12 protein-coding genes are annotated in these 18077 nt (G+C 62.0%); 6 read left to right on the top strand and 6 right to left on the bottom strand.

What is annotated here, in order from left to right; translation table 11 throughout:
• Nucleotides 1–67: 67 nt before the first annotated feature.
• A complete protein-coding gene (locus NL154_RS18080; RefSeq protein WP_434733148.1) occupies nt 68–1600 on the top strand; it encodes an outer membrane beta-barrel protein in 1533 nt (510 codons plus the stop codon).
• A gap of 57 nt (nt 1601–1657) precedes the next feature.
• Here NL154_RS18080 and galU read toward each other — a convergent pair whose 3' ends face one another.
• Nucleotides 1658–2545: a UTP--glucose-1-phosphate uridylyltransferase GalU gene (galU, locus tag NL154_RS18085; RefSeq protein ID WP_210629860.1), complete on the bottom strand. Its 888-nt coding sequence runs from the start codon at nt 2543–2545 to the stop codon at nt 1658–1660.
• Between the two features lie 204 nt (nt 2546–2749).
• Between galU and NL154_RS18090 the strand changes: the two genes are divergently transcribed.
• Together NL154_RS18090 and NL154_RS18095 are read left to right on the top strand one after the other, a co-directional pair.
• Complete coding sequence (locus tag NL154_RS18090; RefSeq protein ID WP_210629859.1) at nt 2750–3973, top strand: lytic murein transglycosylase; 1224 nt, start codon at nt 2750–2752, stop codon at nt 3971–3973.
• A 61-nt stretch (nt 3974–4034) separates the two neighbouring features.
• Nucleotides 4035–5279: an SGNH/GDSL hydrolase family protein gene (locus NL154_RS18095; protein ID WP_221154550.1), complete on the top strand. Its 1245-nt coding sequence runs from the start codon at nt 4035–4037 to the stop codon at nt 5277–5279.
• A 24-nt stretch (nt 5280–5303) separates the two neighbouring features.
• Here the strand turns inward: NL154_RS18095 and NL154_RS18100 are convergent, their stop codons facing one another.
• The 3 genes from NL154_RS18100 to gltB all read right to left on the bottom strand — a co-directional run bounded on the left by NL154_RS18100 (nt 5304) and on the right by gltB (nt 12547).
• Nucleotides 5304–5930, bottom strand: coding sequence for a hypothetical protein (locus tag NL154_RS18100; protein WP_434733149.1), 627 nt, complete (start codon nt 5928–5930; stop codon nt 5304–5306).
• 213 nt (nt 5931–6143) lie between these two features.
• On the bottom strand, nt 6144–7598 hold the full coding sequence (locus NL154_RS18105) for a glutamate synthase subunit beta (RefSeq protein ID WP_210629856.1): 1455 nt from the start codon (nt 7596–7598) through the stop codon (nt 6144–6146).
• Between the two features lie 227 nt (nt 7599–7825).
• Nucleotides 7826–12547, bottom strand: coding sequence for a glutamate synthase large subunit (gltB, locus tag NL154_RS18110; RefSeq protein ID WP_434733150.1), 4722 nt, complete (start codon nt 12545–12547; stop codon nt 7826–7828).
• Between the two features lie 543 nt (nt 12548–13090).
• Between gltB and NL154_RS18115 the strand changes: the two genes are divergently transcribed.
• Nucleotides 13091–14143 carry a threonine aldolase family protein gene (locus NL154_RS18115; RefSeq protein ID WP_221146421.1) on the top strand — a complete coding sequence of 351 codons (1053 nt, stop codon included), beginning with the start codon at nt 13091–13093 and terminating at the stop codon, nt 14141–14143.
• A 54-nt stretch (nt 14144–14197) separates the two neighbouring features.
• On the opposite strand, the gene NL154_RS18120 is transcribed toward NL154_RS18115, so the two are convergent.
• Nucleotides 14198–15052 (bottom strand): LysR substrate-binding domain-containing protein, encoded by an 855-nt coding sequence (locus tag NL154_RS18120; protein WP_434733151.1) that lies wholly within the window; start codon nt 15050–15052, stop codon nt 14198–14200.
• An 88-nt stretch (nt 15053–15140) separates the two neighbouring features.
• Here NL154_RS18120 and NL154_RS18125 point away from each other — a divergent pair, with 88 nt between their 5' ends.
• Entirely contained in the window at nt 15141–16145 is a 1005-nt protein-coding gene (locus NL154_RS18125) for a bile acid:sodium symporter family protein (RefSeq protein ID WP_434733152.1), read from the top strand.
• Nucleotides 16146–16221: 76 nt separating this feature from the next.
• On the opposite strand, the gene NL154_RS18130 is transcribed toward NL154_RS18125, so the two are convergent.
• The gene (locus NL154_RS18130) at nt 16222–16692 is read right to left on the bottom strand and encodes an Hsp20 family protein (RefSeq protein WP_210629851.1); all 471 of its coding nucleotides are present in this window, start codon (nt 16690–16692) and stop codon (nt 16222–16224) included.
• A gap of 399 nt (nt 16693–17091) precedes the next feature.
• Here NL154_RS18130 and NL154_RS18135 point away from each other — a divergent pair, with 399 nt between their 5' ends.
• The gene (locus NL154_RS18135) at nt 17092–18066 is read left to right on the top strand and encodes an alpha/beta fold hydrolase (RefSeq protein ID WP_210629850.1); all 975 of its coding nucleotides are present in this window, start codon (nt 17092–17094) and stop codon (nt 18064–18066) included.
• Nucleotides 18067–18077 lie beyond the last annotated feature (11 nt).

Genomic DNA, 18077 nt, shown 5'->3' on the forward strand with positions numbered 1-18077 from the left:
CGGCAACGAATGATTAACCACAACGCTTTACCTTTGAGTAAGAACCGAAAGCATGTCAGGCGAGTGAATGGGGCAGCCAAAACAGACGAGCAGTGTGACGCCGCTCCGCGCGATGAGGCGTGTCGTCTGCTTTACTGCGTTCGGCACCCTGCTGGTCGGCCAGACTGCGGCATTCGCACAGTCCATCTCACAGCAGCCTGTCGCTAGCCACGCCGCCAGCCAGGACAGTCGCACCACGAACAATGCCGCGGCCGGTTTCGGTGATGAAATCGACGTTTCTACCGCTCCTGTGGCAACGGGTGCGGCGGGAAACCCGGACGACGCCCAGCAGAGGCCCGTCACACCGGACGCGCAACCCGGTGACGAGATTGCCGGCTCAATCCTCGATGAGGACATGCGCCGACTGAACACCCGTGAAGCGCGGATCGACGAGACACCGCCGGTCCGCAGGGCTGGCGAAAGTGCCTCGATGGCAGAAACACCCGGTATTCCGATCGGCACCTTCGTGCTCCGTCCGAGCGTGACCCAAAGCATCAACACCGAGACCACCAAGGACGGCAATACCAGGCAACGGCGCGCCTTCCTCGAAACGGATGCAGCCGCGACGCTCACCTCCGACTGGGGACGGCACCAGCTGACCGTCACGTCGGAAGGCGCCTGGCAACGAAATATCAGCGGCGAAGGCGAGGAGCAGCCGTCTTTCAAAGTCAATAGCGATCTCCGCCTGGATCTTGCCGACGACACGGTGGCGCACCTCACGGCCGGTTATAATTTCTACCGCGAGGATACGGACGATCCCGACGCCATCGCCGATGCCACACAGCAGTCAGATGTGCAGGAGTTCACTGCCGGCGCCTCCGTCCAACGCGATTTCGGCATCCTGCGCGGCACGACGGCGCTGGCGCTGAGCCGTTCGATCTATTCCGACGCCACGCTTGCGAACGGCACGACCGTGGAGTTGAACGATCGCAACCAGACGACCGGTACGCTGCGCGGTCGCGTCGGCTACGAGCTGTCGCCCGCGCTCATCCCCTTCATCGAGGCCACGATCGGCCGTACCCTCTATGACGAAACACGCGACTCCGCCGGTTACGAGCGCTCAGGCCATAGCTATGGCGCCAAGGCCGGCGTCGAGGTCGACCTCGGCGAAAAGCTGAAGGGTGAAGTCGGGGTAGGCTACGAAAGGGCGGATTTCGAGGACAGCCGGCTCGCCTCGATCGATACAGCCACGCTCGATGCGAGCCTGCTTTGGTCGCCGATCCGCGGCACCGACGTCAATCTAGACCTGCAGACTAGCATCCAGCCCTCGACCACCGCCGGCGAGAGCGGCTACGTTTCGCATGCGCTGACGACGACGGTCACCCACCAGCTGCGCGACAACCTGGTCGGAACCATGATCGGCGGCGTCATATGGCGCGACTATCCCACCGACAGCACAATCAACGACGAGCTCGTCTATACTGCGGCGACCGGCCTGACCTGGAACATCAACCGCTATCTCGATCTCACCAGCACGCTCGGCTACGAGCTGACGACGCGCAAGGACGGCGATGACTCGCAGCAATGGCGCGCCGGCGTCGGCCTGAAGCTGAAACGCTAAACGCCGCGCCTCCGGTGCGAGGCGCGGCGCTTGATCATTCATAGCTGTGCGCAAACCTTAATTCAGGCCGGCAAGCAGTTCCTTGAAACCGCCTTCGACCGACGGACGGATATCGGCGCGTTCGAGGGCGTAGGCGACGTTGGCCAGGATGAAGCCATCCTTGGCGCCGCAGTCGTAGGTCGTGCCACGGAAGTGGTAGCCGGCGAAATCCTGTTCCTTCAGCAGCTTCAGCATGCCGTCAGTGAGCTGGATTTCATTGCCGGCGCCGCGCTCCTGGGTTTCGAGGATCTTGAAGATCTCCGGCTGCAGGATGTAGCGGCCGTTGATGAAGAAATTCGAGGGCGCCGTTCCCTTGGCAGGCTTTTCCACCATGCCGGTGATGCGGAAGCCTTCGCCGATCGCTTCGCCGACGCCGACGATGCCGTATTTATGGGCCTGATCGGGGGCACATTCCTCAACGGCGATAATGTTGCCGCCGCTCTGGCCGTAGAGCTCGATCATGCCCTTCATGCAGCCCTTGTCGCCCTTCATGATCATATCAGGCAGCAGCAGCGCGAAAGGTTCGTCGCCGACGATTTCGCGGGCGCACCAGACGGCATGACCGAGACCGAGCGGTTCCTGCTGACGGGTGAAGCTTACCGTTCCGGCCTTTGGCAGTTGCTCGGCAAGAAGGGTTATCTCGGCCTCCTTGGCGCGTTCGCGCAGCGTCTGTTCCAGCTCGAAATGAATGTCGAAATAGTCTTCGATAATGTGCTTGTTGCGTCCGGTGACGAAGACCAGATGCTCGATCCCTGCTTCCAACGCCTCATCGACGACGTATTGAATGATAGGCTTGTCGACAACGGTCAACATTTCCTTCGGAACAGCCTTCGTTGCCGGCAGGAAACGCGTTCCCAACCCTGCCACCGGAAAAACTGCCTTACGAACTTTATTGTGATGCGCCACACAGGCCTCCTGCTTTGACTAAATCGCCTTTTAAATAAAGCCGTTCACGTCTGACTAGTATAGAATTGCGACTGTTTTGCAATGGTGACCACCGCGGGTCGCCATGGTAAAGAATTTGTTGACTCCGTTCCTGTAGTCTCGGGTCTGGGCGGACATGATGCCCCCTGCTGCACCGAAAACTGAAGATGACGGATACGACTGTCGATGATCCAGAATCACAAAAACTCCCTTCGTGGTCTTGCTCTGGCCCTCGTTGTCGCCGCCCAGGTAGGGCTGGCCCCCGACAACGCGAAAGCCGATTCCCGGTTCCAGAAATGGATCGCGGACTTTTACCAAACAGCCGCTGAGAGTGGCATCAGTAAGGCAACTTATCAAAAGGCCTTTTCCGGGGTGAGCGAACCCGACCCGACGGTGCTCGAAAAGGCGGCCTATCAACCGGAATTCACCTCGAAGATTTGGGACTACATTGATTCCCGCGTTAACCCCTACACGGTCAGGATCGGCCGCGAGATGGCCGTCAAGCATGCGCGGACGCTCAATGCGATCGAGCAGCGCTTCGGCGTCGACAAGACGATTCTGCTCGCGATCTGGTCGATGGAATCGAATTACGGCGCGATTCTCGACAAGGACGACCGGCTGCACTATGTGCCGCGCGCACTGGCAACCCTTGCTTACGCCGATCCGAGTCGGGCCAAATTCGCCAAGAAGCAACTGGTTGCCGCGTTGAAAATCCTGCAGAATGGGGATGTGCCGGCACGTCAGATGACCGGCTCCTGGGCGGGCGCCATGGGCCACACTCAGTTCATCCCGACAAGCTACCTGCTCTACGCTGTCGATGCCGACGGCAACGGCCATCGCGATATCTGGAATTCGGTGCCGGACGCGCTGGCGACCTCGGCCAATCTGCTAATGAAGAACGGCTGGGATGCCGGCAAGACCTGGGGCTACGAGGTCGTCGTTCCCGCCGCAGCCGCCAAGCAGGCCGGCAAGACCCATACGCTCGCCCAATGGGCGGAGCTCGGCCTGAAACGGCCGAACGGCAAGGCCTTCCGCGACGGCGGCACCAAAGCCGTGCTGAAAATGCCTGCCGGAGCCGGCGGTCCCGGCTTCCTGATGACGGCAAACTTCTTCACCATCAAGAACTACAATGCGTCGGACAGCTACGCGCTCGCCGTTGGCCTGCTGGCCGACCAGATCGCCGGCTATGGCGGCATTCAGCAGCGCTGGCCGCGCCCCGACGGCGCGCTCGACATCACCGAGAAATTCGAGCTGCAAACCCGTCTCAAGACGCTCGGCTATTACAATGGTGAGGTTGACGGCAATTTCGGCTCGGGTTCGAAAGCGGCGATATCGGCGGTGCAGGAGCGCATCGGCATGCAGCCCGACGGCGAGCCCTCGCTGCCGCTTTTGAACGCACTTCGCCGCTAGAAGTGGCCCTACGATGACCTACATAAAGCGGGAGTAGACGCTGGCCTGCCACCAGTGCAAGATGCCGGCAGATGCGGAACTGCCCATGATGAAGAAAACTCACCGGACCCCTCAAATCCGCTGGCTCATGCTCGCCTTGATGGCGGCTTCGGTGTGCCTTGGCGCTCTTGCGCCGGTGGCTGTCGCCCAAGCCCAGGAGCAGCGCTATCAGCGCCGGTCCATCTTGGATTTCTTCCTCGGCCGGCGCTATCTCGACGACAGCCCACAGGCTCCTGATGTCCCGGAGCCGAGACGCCAGCAGCGCAAGCGCCCGCCGCCGGCGCAGAAAGCCGTGGTCAATCCCCGCACCACGCCGCCGGTCCGCGCTCCGGTACGGGAAGAAGAGCCTGTCGTGCAGAAGCTCCCCGACGCCCGCAAGATCCTGATCGTCGGTGATTTTCTTGCTAGCGGCCTCGGCGACGGCCTGACCGCCGCCTTCGAGACATCGCCGGGCGTCATCGTCGAAGCCCGCGGCAATGTTTCCTCGGGTCTTGTCCGCGATGATTATTATGACTGGCCGGAACAGTTACCGAAGATGATCGACGAGCTGAAGCCGGCAATGGTCGTCGTCATGATCGGCGCCAATGACCGCCAGCAGATGGTGACCGACACTGCCAAGGAGAAGTTCCGCACCGACGGCTGGTTTGCCGAATATCGCCGCCGTGTCCTTTCTTTCGGCAAGGAAGTCACCAGCCGCAAGATACCGCTGCTCTGGGTCGGTCTTCCCGCCTTCGAATCCGATCAGATGACGGCCGATGCCGTCCAGATGAACCAGCTCTATCGTAACCAGGTCGAGAGCATCGGCGGTGAATTCGTCGATATCTGGGATGGTTTTGTCGATGAAAACGGCACCTTCATCGTCACCGGTTCCGACGTGAAGGGGCAGCAGGTGCGCTTGCGCACCTCCGACGGCATCAACCTCACGCAGGCCGGCCGGCGCAAACTTGCCTTCTATGTGGAAAAGCCCGCCCGCCGGATTCTCGGCACCCAGGCAAGCCCTGATCTGGTGCGCCTCGATGAAAGCAATTTGCCGGATCTCGGCCTTCCCACCAATCCGGTCGAGCACACCGTGCCGATCAGCCTCTCCGATCCCAGTCTCGATGGCGGCGCCGAGCTCCTTGGCGCAAGACCGCCACCGGTGACGCTGACGAAATCGCCGCGCGATCTCCTGGTCGAGCAGGGCGAGATGACGCCGGCACCTGTCGGTCGCGTCGACGACTACCGCATGCCGGCGGCCAAGACGCCGGCCGAAGTCTCGGTGAAATGAAAAAGGCTACACGAGGCGGCTTTCTTACGCCGCCTTTGGCCAACTCAGATAATAGTAGTTCGAGCCGATCAGCCCGAAGAAGGCATTGCTGTCGTTCGTCTGATCGACATAGCTGCCGTTCTCCTTGACAAAGGCGCCGTCGGAGCCGCGCTCCAGATGCGCATCGAGGAAATCGCTCCAGCCGCTGACATTGATCGCCTTGCCGGCCTCGCTTTCCGTGTCGGCCTCATCCGGATCATCGACGTCCCAGGCGCGGATCGACACGCCCTGCTTCGGATCGGAGATGGAGAGCGTGCCTGTTTCGAGCGCAGCCAGTATGTCATGAGCCTTGCCGCTTTCGCCTTCGGCCGCGGCCGCTTCCTGCAACTGGTGCTTCAGCATCGACATGAAGGAGGCGCTGGTCACATCGGCGCGGTCGTCGGTCGTGTCGGTCTCGTCGGAAGTATCGCTTTTGGAGGAAAGCGTGTCGAGCAGCCCCGACAGCGCCTGATTGGAAAGAAGCGACGCTGAGCTCGAATCGAGTCCGTAGCTGCTCAGAATGCTGGCGGCCGACGAACTCCGCGTATCCTCCGAGCTTTCATCGGAGCTCCGAAGATTCTTCAAGGCGTATTGAGCCGAAACCATCCTGGTATTATCGAGTGCAGAAACCATTTGAATAATCCTTGTCGATCATTCGCGGCGGCTCCTCCTGAGCCCGCGTCCGGCTTAAGCTTCACCCTCCGGCATTGCTCAAGGCTTGCGTCGCATTCCGCCGCGTCAAGCGGTCGCACCGGCAAAGGAGGTCCCGCCGGACGCGCCGCGCACAATAAAAAACTCCGCCGGAAGGGGCGGAGTTCGTCTCTTCATCAGCTATCTGAGGCGCGATCAGTTCGGCAGGACGGTCGAGCCCATCAACGCCTCGTCGATGGCGCGTGCCGCCTGGCGACCTTCGCGGATCGCCCAGACCACCAGCGACTGGCCACGGCGCACATCGCCCGCCGTCCAGAGCTTGTCGACCGAGGTCTTGTAGTCGCGGTCGTTGGCGACGACATTGGTCGAGCCGCGCTTGTCGGTGTTCAGCGTCAGCTTGCCTTCGAGCTCCTTCAGCACGCTTGTCGTGAACGGGCCGCGGAAACCGATGGCGATGAAGGCGAGATCGGCGCGGATGACGAATTCCGTGCCGGCAACCGGCCGCCGGCGCTCGTCGACCTCGCAGCACTTGACGCCCGTCAGCACGCCGTCTTCGCCGATGAATTCGAGCGTCGCGACCTGGAACTCGCGCACGGCGCCCTCGGCCTGCGAGGAGGAGGTGCGCATCTTCGTCGCCCAGAAGGGCCAGACAGCGAGCTTGTCTTCCTTTTCCGGCGGCTGCGGCCGAATGTCGAGCTGGGTGACCTTGACCGCCCCCTGGCGGAAGGCCGTGCCGACACAATCCGAAGCCGTATCGCCACCGCCGACGACGACAACATGTTTGGCGCCGGCCAGGATCGGGTCCGACGGCCAGCCGACACTGTCGATATTCTCGCGCCCGACACGGCGGTTCTGCTGCACCAGATAGGGCATCGCATCATGCACGCCTGCGAGGTCGGCGCCCGGAATGCCCGCCTCGCGCGGCGTCTCGGAGCCGCCGCAATAAAGGACGGCCTCGTGGTCGGCCAGCAACTGTTCGACCTTGACGTCGACGCCGACATTGACGCCGCAATGGAAGGTCACGCCCTCGCCCTTCATCTGCTCGACGCGGCGGTCGATGAAGTTCTTCTCCATCTTGAAATCGGGAATGCCGTAGCGCAGCAGGCCGCCCGGCTTGGTCTCGCGCTCATAGACATGCACCTCGTGGCCGGCGCGGCCGAGCTGCTGGGCAGCCGCCATGCCGGCGGGGCCGGAGCCGACGACGGCGACCTTCTTGCCGGTATGGACCGTGGCCGGCTGCGGCCTGATGAAGCCGAGTTCATAGGCCTTGTCGGCGACCGCCTGCTCGACCGTCTTGATGGCGACCGGCGCATCCTCGAGATTCAAAGTGCAGGCTTCCTCGCAGGGAGCCGGGCAGACGCGGCCGGTGAATTCCGGGAAGTTGTTGGTCGAATGCAGGTTCTGGATCGCCGCTTCCCAGTTGTTGTTGTAGACGAGGTCGTTCCAATCCGGAATCTGGTTGTGAACCGGGCAGCCGGTAGGCCCGTGACAATAGGGAATGCCACAGTCCATGCAGCGCGCGGCCTGTTTTTGCACTTCCGGGTCCGACATCGGGATCGTGAACTCGCGGAAATGCCGGATGCGATCCGACGCCGGCTGGTACTTCGCCACCTGCCGGTCGATTTCCAGAAATCCTGTAACCTTACCCATTTCTTCGTCCCTTACCCTCATGACCGCCTCACTGCGGCCAGTTGTCTGTCGTCAGTCCCCGGCAATCCGGGCGGGTTGCTTCTCTTGACCGTCATTGGAACAGATCTCCTGAAGGACGCCGCGCGATCCGGACGGCTTTCCGCCGTCGTCATGATCATCACGAGTCATCGAGATGTTTCCGTCATCCGCCACCTGCGATCGGCAGGTGGCGGATGCTCCGGTTCAAATCATTCCGCGGCGATGCCCATCCGGCTGCGCTCCATTTCCTCGAGCGCACGACGGTATTCGACCGGCATGACCTTGCGGAACTTCGGGCGGTAGTCGGCCCAGCTGTCGAGGATCTGCTTGGCGCGGGCGGAGCCCGTATAGTGCAGATGATTGGAGATCAGCTGGTAGAGCCGCTCCTCATCGTGGCGCGTCATGTCACCTGAGACGTCGACACGTCCCTTGTGCATGAGATCGCCGCCGTGATGATGCAGCTTCTCCAGCATGTCGTCCTCCTCCGGCACTGGCTCGAGTTCGACCATCGCCATGTTGCAGCGGCTGGCGAAATCGCCGGCTTCATCGAGCACATAGGCGACGCCGCCGGACATGCCGGCCGCAAAGTTGCGGCCCGTGGCGCCGAGCACGACGACAACGCCGCCGGTCATGTATTCGCAGCCATGGTCGCCGACCCCCTCGACAATGGCGATCGCACCGGAGTTGCGCACGGCAAAACGCTCGCCGGCGACGCCGCGGAAATAGCATTCGCCCTCGGTCGCGCCATAAAGCACGGTGTTGCCGACGATGATCGAATTTTCGGCGACGATCCGCGAGTTCTCCGGCGGCCGAATGATGATCTTGCCGCCCGAAAGTCCCTTGCCGACATAGTCGTTGCCGTCGCCGATCAGGTTGAAGGTGACGCCGCGCGCCAGGAAGGCGCCGAAGCTCTGCCCCGCCGTACCGCGAAGCGTCACGTTGATCGTATCTTCCTTCAGCCCGCGATGGCGGTAACGCTTGGCGACTTCGCCCGACAGCATCGCGCCCGCCGAACGGTCGACGTTCTTGATGCCGACCTCGAAGGCGACGGGCGTCTTGTCCGTCAGCGCCGGCTGTGCCTGGTCGATCAGAACGCGGTCGAGAATATCGTCGATCGGATGCTGTTGCCGGCTCGTCCAGAAAGTCTCTTCCTTGGCGGCATCGACCTTGTGGAAGATGCGGCTAAAATCGAGGCCCCTGGCCTTCCAGTGCGCCAGCATCTCATCCTTCTCCAGCAGCTCGGATGCGCCGATGATGTCGTCAAGCCGGGTGAACCCGAGCGAGGCGAGAATTTCGCGCACTTCGTTGGCGACGAAGAAGAAGTAGTTGATGACGTGCTCCGGCGTGCCCTTGAAGCGCTTGCGCAGCACCGGATCCTGCGTCGCTACGCCGACCGGACAGGTGTTGAGATGGCACTTGCGCATCATGATGCAGCCGGCCGCGATCAGCGGCGCGGTGGCGAAACCGAACTCGTCTGCGCCGAGCAGCGCCCCGACGATGACGTCGCGGCCGGTCTTGAGGCCGCCGTCCACCTGCAGTGCGACACGCGACCGCAGGCCGTTCAGCACCAGCGTCTGCTGGGTTTCGGCAAGGCCGATCTCCCAGGGGCTGCCGGCATGCTTGAGCGAGGTCAGCGGCGAGGCACCGGTGCCGCCGTCGAAGCCGGCGACGGTGATGTGGTCGGCGCGCGCCTTGGCGACACCCGCCGCAACCGTGCCGACACCGACTTCGGAGACCAGCTTGACCGACACGTCGGACGTCGGATTGACGTTCTTCAGATCGTAGATCAGCTGCGCCAGATCCTCGATTGAATAGATGTCGTGATGCGGCGGCGGTGAGATCAGGCCCACACCCGGCGTCGAATGACGGGTCTTGGCGACCGTCGCGTCGACCTTGTGGCCCGGCAGCTGACCGCCTTCGCCGGGCTTGGCGCCCTGCGCCACCTTGATCTGCAGCACGTCGGCATTGACCAGATATTCGGTGGTGACGCCGAAGCGGCCCGAGGCGATCTGCTTGATCGCCGAACGCTCCGGGTTCATCGAACCATCGGAGAGCGGCATGTAGCGGTCGGACTCCTCGCCGCCCTCGCCGGTGTTCGACTTGCCGCCGATCCGGTTCATGGCTATCGCCAGCGTCGTATGCGCCTCGCGGGAGATCGAGCCGAAGGACATTGCCCCCGTCGAGAACCGCTTGACGATATCGGCGGCCGGCTCGACCTCATCGATCGAGACCGGCTTACGGCCGAGCGCCTCGGCGCTCTTGATCCTGAAGAGCCCGCGGATCGTGTTCATGCGCAGCGCCGAATTGTTGACCATCTCGGCGAATTCGCGGTAGCGATCCTCGGCATTGCCGCGCACGGCATGCTGAAGAGCTGCAACCGCATCCGGCGTCCAGGCATGGCTTTCGCCGCGCATGCGGTAGGCATATTCGCCGCCGATATCGAGCGTTGTCGCCAGCAACGGATCCTTGCCGAAGGCTGCGGTATGGCGCGCGACGGTCTCTTCGGCGATCGCTTCGAGGCCGATGCCTTCGATCATCGTCGCCGTTCCGAAGAAATACTTGTCGACCAGGTCGGACGAGAGGCCGATGGCGTCGAAGATCTGCGCGCCGCAATAGGACTGGTAAGTCGAGATGCCCATCTTCGACATGACCTTGAGGATGCCTTTGCCGACCGCCTTGATGTAGCGGTAGACGATTTCGGAGGCATCCACTTCCTTCGGGAACTCGCCCTTGGCATGCATGTCGAGCAGCGTGTCGAAGGCGAGATAGGGGTTGATCGCCTCGGCGCCGTAGCCGGCGAGCAGGCAGAAATGATGCACTTCGCGCGGCTCACCGGTTTCGACGACGAGGCCGACCGACGTGCGAAGCCCCTTGCGGATCAGGTGATGGTGGACGGCAGCCGTTGCGAGCAGCGCCGGAATGGCGATTCTATCAGGTCCGATCTGGCGATCGGAAAGCACGATGATGTTGTAGCCGCCCTTGACGGCCGCTTCCGCGCGTTCGCAGAGTCGGTCGAGCATCTCCGGCATGCCGGCAGCGCCGCGTTCGATATCATAGGTGAAATCGAGCGTCTTGGTATCGAAACGGTCTTCCGTATGGCCGATCGAGCGGATCTTTTCGAGATCGCCATTGGTCAGGATCGGCTGACGCACTTCCAGGCGCTTGGCATTCGCCATACCCTCATGGTCGAGAATGTTCGGACGCGGGCCGATGAAGGAGACGAGGCTCATGACGAGCTCTTCGCGGATCGGATCGATCGGCGGGTTCGTCACTTGCGCAAAGTTCTGCTTGAAATAGGTGTAGAGCAGCTTGGGCTTTTCTGACATCGCCGAGATCGGCGTATCGGTGCCCATCGAACCGATCGCTTCCTGACCGGTCGTCGCCATCGGCGACATCAGGATCTTGGTATCCTCGGTCGTATAGCCAAAGGCCTGCTGGCGGTCGAGCAGCGATACATCGCGGCGCAGCGCCCGCGGTTCCACCGGCTTCAGGTCTTCGAGGATGAGTTGGGTGCGGTCGAGCCAGCTGCGATAGGGATGCGCCGTCGCAAGCTGCGACTTCACCTCGTCATCGGAGATGATGCGGCCCTCTTCCATGTCGATCAGCAGCATCTTGCCCGGCTGCAGGCGCCACTTCTGGATGATCTTTTCTTCCGGAACCGGCAGCACGCCGGCCTCGGACGCCATGATGACACGGTCGTCATCGGTGACGAGGTAGCGCGCCGGCCTGAGGCCGTTGCGGTCAAGCGTGGCGCCGATCTGCCGGCCGTCGGTGAAGGCGACCGCCGCCGGTCCGTCCCACGGCTCCATCAGCGCGGCGTGATATTCGTAAAATGCCTTGCGTTCGGCCGCCATCGACTGGTTGCCGGCCCAAGCTTCCGGGATCAGCATCATGACGGCATGGGCGAGCGAGTAGCCGCCGCGCACCAGGAATTCCAGCGCATTGTCGAAACAGGCCGTGTCCGACTGTCCCTCGTAGGAAATCGGCCAGAGCTTGGAGATGTCCTCGCCGAACAGCGGCGAAGAGACCGAGGCCTGGCGCGCCGCCATCCAGTTGACGTTGCCGCGCAGCGTGTTGATCTCGCCGTTATGGGCGACCATACGATAGGGGTGGGCGAGCTTCCACGACGGGAAGGTGTTGGTCGAGAAGCGCTGATGCACGAGAGCGACCGCGCTTTCGAAACGCGGATCCGACAGGTCCTTATAATAGGCGCCGACCTGATAGGCCAGGAACATGCCCTTGTATACCACCGTCGCCGACGACAGCGACACCGGGTAGAAATTGCTCTCCTCACCCTCGAACTCGTCATAGATCCGGTTGGAGATGACCTTTCGCAGCGTGAACAGCCGCCGTTCGAATTCGTCGTTGTTTTCGGCATCTTCCCCAGCGCCGATGAAGACCTGCACATGATGCGGCTCGGTCGCGGCAATATCAGGCGCCTTGGAAAGCGAGGAATTGTCGACCGGCACGTCGCGGAAGCCGATGAAGACCTGGCCTTCCTCGACGACGACGTCCTTGATCACCTTCTTGAAGTGCTCGATCTGCTTTTGGTCGCGCGGCATGAAGATATGGCCGACGCCATATTCGCCAACCGGCGGCAAGGTAATGCCCTGCGCCGCCATCTCCTCGCGGAAGAAACGGTCGGGGATCTGCACCAGGATGCCGGCGCCGTCGCCCATCAGGGGATCGGCGCCGACGGCGCCGCGATGCGTCAGGTTTTCGAGGATGAACAGGCCGTCCTTGACGATCTGGTGCGACTTCTCGCCCTTCAGATGGGCGACGAAGCCAACGCCGCAAGCGTCATGCTCGTTGGCAGGATCGTAAAGCCCCTGCTTCTTCGGCAGGCCGGACGCGGATTTGGACGTCTTGGCCGTCGCGCGCACCTCTGCAGCAGCAAACCGGTCAAATTCCATGGATGGCGTCTTCGTCATCGTCTTTCCTCCTGTCGAAGCCCGCGGGGCCGCGGGCGGCTCTTCGTCTCGCGCCGCAACCCGAAAATAGGTCCGTCGCATGACAGCGCTGTTGCATTGTGAAGATCGGCCGCAGACATCTGCTTTAAGGGAAAGCAAACCGCCGCGTTCCGCGCCTGCCATTCGCCTCCGCGCGCCGCCTGGGGCTTGACGCTTGGAAGAACTATAGCGTGAAAGCCCGTCGCTGCCAGGGTTTTCGGCGCCTCTTCGGCCCCAGGGGCCAAAATAGGACAGCAACACTGTCCTAATTCACCAGTTCTATGCCAGAAACGATCCCGGTCCGCAAGAGCGTTACGTTAAAAAACGTGATTTTGCGAAGGAAGATTGCCAGATAAACCCCATTAGAGAAATAAAATTACGCACCGACGCGTCATTCTTTTTATTGATTGCGTAATTCAATTTTCGTGATGCATCAGGGGCGATAGCCTTGATCCCGTGAAGCTTTGGCGTAAGGTCCGCTTCGAAACCTCCCAACTCTCCGTCCACTCCCCCACGGTCTTAGCCATGTTCTTTGCTTCCGATAATTGGGCCGGCGCCCACCGTTCCATTGCCGAACGCCTGCTTGCGGAATCGGCCGGCTTTGCTCCGGCCTATGGCGCCGGTGATCTCGACAAAAAGGTCGAGGCCCGCTTCTGCGAGATCTTCGAGCGTGAGGTTTCCGTTTTCTTCGTCGCCACCGGCACGGCCGCCAACTCCCTGGCGCTGGCGAGCGTCCAGCGCCCCGGCGGGATTACCTTCTGCCATTCGGAAGCCCATGTGATCGAAGATGAATGCGGCGCGCCGGAATTCTTCTCCGGCTCCGCCCGCCTCATGGCCGTCGACGGCGAAGCCGGCAAGATCGATCCGGCAAAGCTTTCGGCAAAAATCGCGCACTTTCCCGAGGATGCCCTCCGTCATGGCCGCGCCAGCGCTGTGACCATCACCCAGTCGACCGAGATCGGCACCGTCTATTCACTGCCGGAGATCGGCGAGATCGCCGCCATCTCGAGGAAGCGCAACCTGCCGCTCCACATGGATGGCGCCCGCTTCGCCAACGCGCTGATCGCACTCGATGCCACCCCTGCGGAGATGACCTGGAAGCGCGGCGTCGACATGCTGTCCTTCGGCGGCACCAAGAACGGCTGTTGGTGCGCGGAGGCGATCGTCTTCTTCAATCCCGATCAGGCAAAGGAAATGCCCTTCATCCGCAAGCGCGCTGCCCAGCACTTCTCCAAGTCGCGCTTCATCGCAGCCCAGTTCGACGCCTATTTCGAAAATGGCCTCTGGCTCGATCTCGCCCGCCATTCGAACGCCATGGCCGACAGGCTGCGCGCCGGTATTGCCGCCAGCAGCGCCGGGCGCCTCGCCTGGCGGACCGCGACCAACGAGGTCTTTGCCGTCATCAGCAAGAGTGCTGCAAGAACAGCAGAGGAAAAAGGCGCGAAATTTTATGAATGGCCGGCGCCTGCGGCAGCACCCGAACTCGTTTCTGAAAGCGAGAGCTTGATCCGCCTCGTCACCAGCTTCGCAACCACGGAAGCAGACGTGGATGGCTTCCTGAGATGCCTGGCCGCCTGATCGACGACCGGACGAGCCTGCCTGCCGGTCAGGTTTCCCCGTGACGGCTGTGGGTCATGCGGACCTCAGCCCCCTGACCTTTTGGAGAATATCGTCGGACAGTGCCGAGACCAGCGCCTGATCCGCACCCGTGCGCGGCACCAATACGAATTCCACATCCTCGAGCACCGGCAATTTTCCCGCAGCAACTTCTTTCAGCCCGGACGGAGCCATACTGCGCGGCTGCACCAGCATGCCCATTCCGGCTCGCGCCGCTGCCGTCAGCCCGCTCAGGCTGCCGCAAGTGCAGACGATCCGCCACGGCACGCCATTGCGCCCAAGTGCTTCCAGGGCGATCGCCCGTGTCACGCTCGGCGGTGGGAAAGCGATCAGCGGTAATGGACCGGAGGCGAGCACTCGTTCAGGATCGCGCGCCAGCCAGACGAGCGGCTCGCGATAAACCAGTTTTCCGCGCGCATCGCCAAGCCGGCGCTTGGCGAGCACCAGATCGATTTCGCCATTATCCTGCATCTCATAAAGCACGCCTGAAAGCGCCACCGTCAGTTCCAGGTCGACGGACGGGTGCGAGCGAACGAAATCCTCCAGCACTGCTGGCAGCTGGCTGGTGACGAAATCCTCCGACACGCCGAGCCGGAGGCTGCCGCGCAGGCTGTTGCTCTTGAACAGCGCCTGCACTTGCCCCTCGATCGAAAGCATGGCGCGCGCATGCGAAAGCAGCGCCTCGCCGTCACCGGTGAGCATCACCTTGTGGGTGTCGCGCGCGAGCAGCTTGCGTCCGAGCGCCGCCTCCAGCCGCTGGATATGCTGGCTGACCGTCGATTGCCCGAGGCCCAGCCTTTCCGCAGCAAGCGTGAAACTGCCCATCTGTTCGACGGTAACGAAACTGCGCAACTGCGCGAGGTCCAGCATAATCCAGCATCTCGATAACTGTTATTTCTTGCATCCTGGATCATAATGGACGACAGAACAACGGTTACTTTATTGCTGCGAGACCGTCATGCGCCGCTTTCTGCCAGATACGTTCACGATCCTGCTCGTCTGCACCGTCATTCTCGCCTCCCTGTTTCCGGCGAGCGGCAGTTTTGCGGATTATTTCGGCGTCGCCACCGATATGGCCATCGCGGCGCTGTTTTTCCTGCACGGCGCGCGCCTTTCCCGTGACGTCGTCATTGCTGGTCTGCTGCACTGGCGGCTGCATCTCGTCATCCTGCTGACGACGTTCGGCATCTTCCCGCTGCTCGGGCTCGGACTCGGCTTCATCCCCGACGCGATCCTGCCACGGCCGCTTTACCTCGGCATCCTCTTCCTTTGCGTGCTGCCGTCGACGGTGCAGTCGTCGATCGCCTTCACCTCGATGGCGGGCGGCAGTGTGCCCGCCGCGATCTGCTCGGCCTCGGCCTCGAACATTTTCGGCATGTTCCTGACGCCGCTGCTGGTCGGCCTGCTCTTTTCCGTCGGCGGCCATGGCGGCTTCTCCTTCGACGCGCTTCGGCAGATCCTGCTGCAGCTGCTTGCGCCTTTCATCGTTGGTCAGATCCTGCAGCCCTGGATCGGCGATTGGATTCGCGCCAAGAAGAAGATTCTCATGCCGGTCGACCGCGGCTCGATCCTGATGGTGGTCTATCTCGCCTTCTCGACGGCGATCGTCGAAGGACTGTGGCACACTTTCTCGATTGCCGACATCGCCGTTGTCGTCGTCGCCGACGTCGTGCTTCTGGCGTTTGTTCTTGTCTTGACGATGTTCGGCAGCCGCTGGCTGGGATTCGACAAGGCTGACGAGATCACCATCACCTTCTGCGGCTCGAAAAAGAGCTTGGCAAGCGGCGTTCCGATGGCAAACGTCATCTTCGCCGGCCAATCGATTGGGGCGATCGTGCTTCCGCTGATGCTCTTCCACCAGATTCAGCTGATGGTCTGCGCCGTCATCGCCCAGAAATATGCCGCAGCAGCAGCCCGGCGCGTAACGGAACAGCAAATGAAGGACGCCGCCAGCCCGGCCTGAACGCCAATAAGATGTTCGGCAATAAAAAAACGGCGCCCCGATCGGAGCGCCGTCCATTGTCCCTGAAGGACAGCTGTTAACCGTTGACGACCTGCGCCTCGATCGCCTTCGGAGCCTCGACCGGCTCGGCGGCAATCGTGATCTTGCGGGGCTTCATGGCCTCGGGAATGTTGCGCAGAAGATCGATGTGAAGCAGGCCATTCTTCAGCGAAGCGGCTGACACCTCGACGTGATCGGCAAGCTGGAAGCGGCGCTCGAAGGCGCGCTTGGCAATGCCGCGATAGAGGAATTCGCCGCCTTCAGCGGTTTCCTCGTTCTTTTCACCCTTCACGGACAGCACATGGGCATGAGCTTCGATCGAAAGCTCGGTCTCGTCGAAGCCGGCGACCGCCATGGTGATGCGATAGGTGTTTTCACCGGTGCGCTCGATATTATAGGGCGGATAGGTCTGCGCCTGCTCCGGCTGAGCAAGGCTGTCGAGCATGGTGAAGAGGCGGTCGAAACCGACCGTCGAACGATAGAGGGGAGAGAAGTCTACGTGACGCATGATGTCCTCCTAGGGAAGCGACGTGTTGCGATAAGGTGCCCTGAAACCCCATCTTGGCGGTCTCGGGACGGTTGCGCGGGCCCCTTTGGCACCCGCAGGATGGAGATGGTGACGCGATTCGAGGAGTTCAAGACCTTTTCGAGGCCCCCTCGGCCGGCCGTGAACCGCGCGTGAACGGCCGGTTCGGAAGGCGTTCAGACATGCCTGCCTAGAAATGACGATGTCGGGTGACACTGGCCCCGATGACTGAAGTGCATCGTCCCTTCTTCTTCAGTCTAAACTTGGGCCGGCCGCGAGCGCCCTCACGCTCCCGCCGGCCCTTTTTCCCCCGCTTTCCAAGCCGGGCGCCATGCGCTATCCCTGATAGGGAAGCATTCAGCAGCGGCGCATAGGTAAGTGATGGATCAGGTTCTCTATTCGACGCCCGACAATCCTGCCCCGGAAAACCGCACCGAAGGGTTCTTCGAAACCCATGACGGTCACCGGCTGCGTTACGCCGTTTTCCGTTCTGGCGCCCAGGTCGCCAAGGGCACGGTCGTCATCATCCATGGCCGCAACGAATATATCGAAAAATATTTCGAGACGATCCGCGACCTGACAGGCAAAGGCCTCTGGGTCGCGACCTTCGACCTACGTGGCCAGGGCGGTTCGTCGCGGCTCCTGAAGCGCCGCAATCACGGCCATATCCGCCGCTTTTCCGATTACGAGCGCGATCTCGACACCTTCCTCGAAAAGATAGTGCTGCCGGATACCCGCCTGCCGTTCTACCTGCTCGGCCATTCCACCGGCGGACTGATCGCGCTGTCGGCCGCCCCCTATCTCACCACCCGCATCGACCGCATGGTGCTATCGGCTCCCTTCATCGGCCTGACCGGCCAGTCGGCCTCGCCCCGCGTCATCCGCACCCTCGCCGGCGCGCTGACGGCCGCCGGCCTCGGCTTCATGCCGCTGACCTCGAAGCTGAAGGAGTCGGAATTCCGCGACAATCCGTTGACCTCAGACGAAACCCGCTTCGAGCGCAATATTGCGATGATGAAGGCCCATCCGGAACTGACGCTCGGGCCGCCGACGGCCCGCTGGCTGACCGAAGCCTTCCGGACCATGGACCGGGTCACCTCGCCCAACCATCTTTTCTCGATTACCATCCCGACCATCGTCATCGCCCCGACACGTGATGGCGTCGTGCCCTACACGGCACAGGAGCGGCTCTCGCGTTATTTCCGCGCCGGCCAGCTGGTGCCGATCAACGGCGCCCGTCATGAGATCTTCCAGGAACGGGATATTTATCGCGCCGCGGCGCTGGCGGCCTTCCACGCCTTCATCCCCGGCAGCGATGCCGAGGAAAATCATGATGTCGCCGCCCTCGGCACGTGAGCCGGATCAAC

Source organism: Rhizobium sp. YTUHZ044 (genome assembly GCF_051123975.1).
In the GTDB taxonomy this organism is placed as follows: domain Bacteria; phylum Pseudomonadota; class Alphaproteobacteria; order Rhizobiales; family Rhizobiaceae; genus Rhizobium.

What these genes read in the sequence shown, in the direction of transcription:
- NL154_RS18080 (WP_434733148.1), top strand. Translation starts at nt 68, where the DNA reads ATGGGGCAGCCAAAACAGACGAGCAGTGTGACGCCGCTCCGCGCGATG.
- NL154_RS18090 (WP_210629859.1), top strand. Translation starts at nt 2,750, where the DNA reads ATGATCCAGAATCACAAAAACTCCCTTCGTGGTCTTGCTCTGGCCCTC.
- NL154_RS18095 (WP_221154550.1), top strand. Translation starts at nt 4,035, where the DNA reads ATGCCGGCAGATGCGGAACTGCCCATGATGAAGAAAACTCACCGGACC.
- NL154_RS18100 (WP_434733149.1), bottom strand. Translation starts at nt 5,930, where the DNA reads ATGGTTTCTGCACTCGATAATACCAGGATGGTTTCGGCTCAATACGCC.
- NL154_RS18105 (WP_210629856.1), bottom strand. Translation starts at nt 7,598, where the DNA reads ATGGGTAAGGTTACAGGATTTCTGGAAATCGACCGGCAGGTGGCGAAG.
- gltB (WP_434733150.1), bottom strand. Translation starts at nt 12,547, where the DNA reads ATGACGAAGACGCCATCCATGGAATTTGACCGGTTTGCTGCTGCAGAG.
- NL154_RS18115 (WP_221146421.1), top strand. Translation starts at nt 13,091, where the DNA reads ATGTTCTTTGCTTCCGATAATTGGGCCGGCGCCCACCGTTCCATTGCC.
- NL154_RS18120 (WP_434733151.1), bottom strand. Translation starts at nt 15,052, where the DNA reads ATGCTGGACCTCGCGCAGTTGCGCAGTTTCGTTACCGTCGAACAGATG.
- NL154_RS18125 (WP_434733152.1), top strand. Translation starts at nt 15,141, where the DNA reads ATGCGCCGCTTTCTGCCAGATACGTTCACGATCCTGCTCGTCTGCACC.
- NL154_RS18130 (WP_210629851.1), bottom strand. Translation starts at nt 16,692, where the DNA reads ATGCGTCACGTAGACTTCTCTCCCCTCTATCGTTCGACGGTCGGTTTC.
- NL154_RS18135 (WP_210629850.1), top strand. Translation starts at nt 17,092, where the DNA reads ATGGATCAGGTTCTCTATTCGACGCCCGACAATCCTGCCCCGGAAAAC.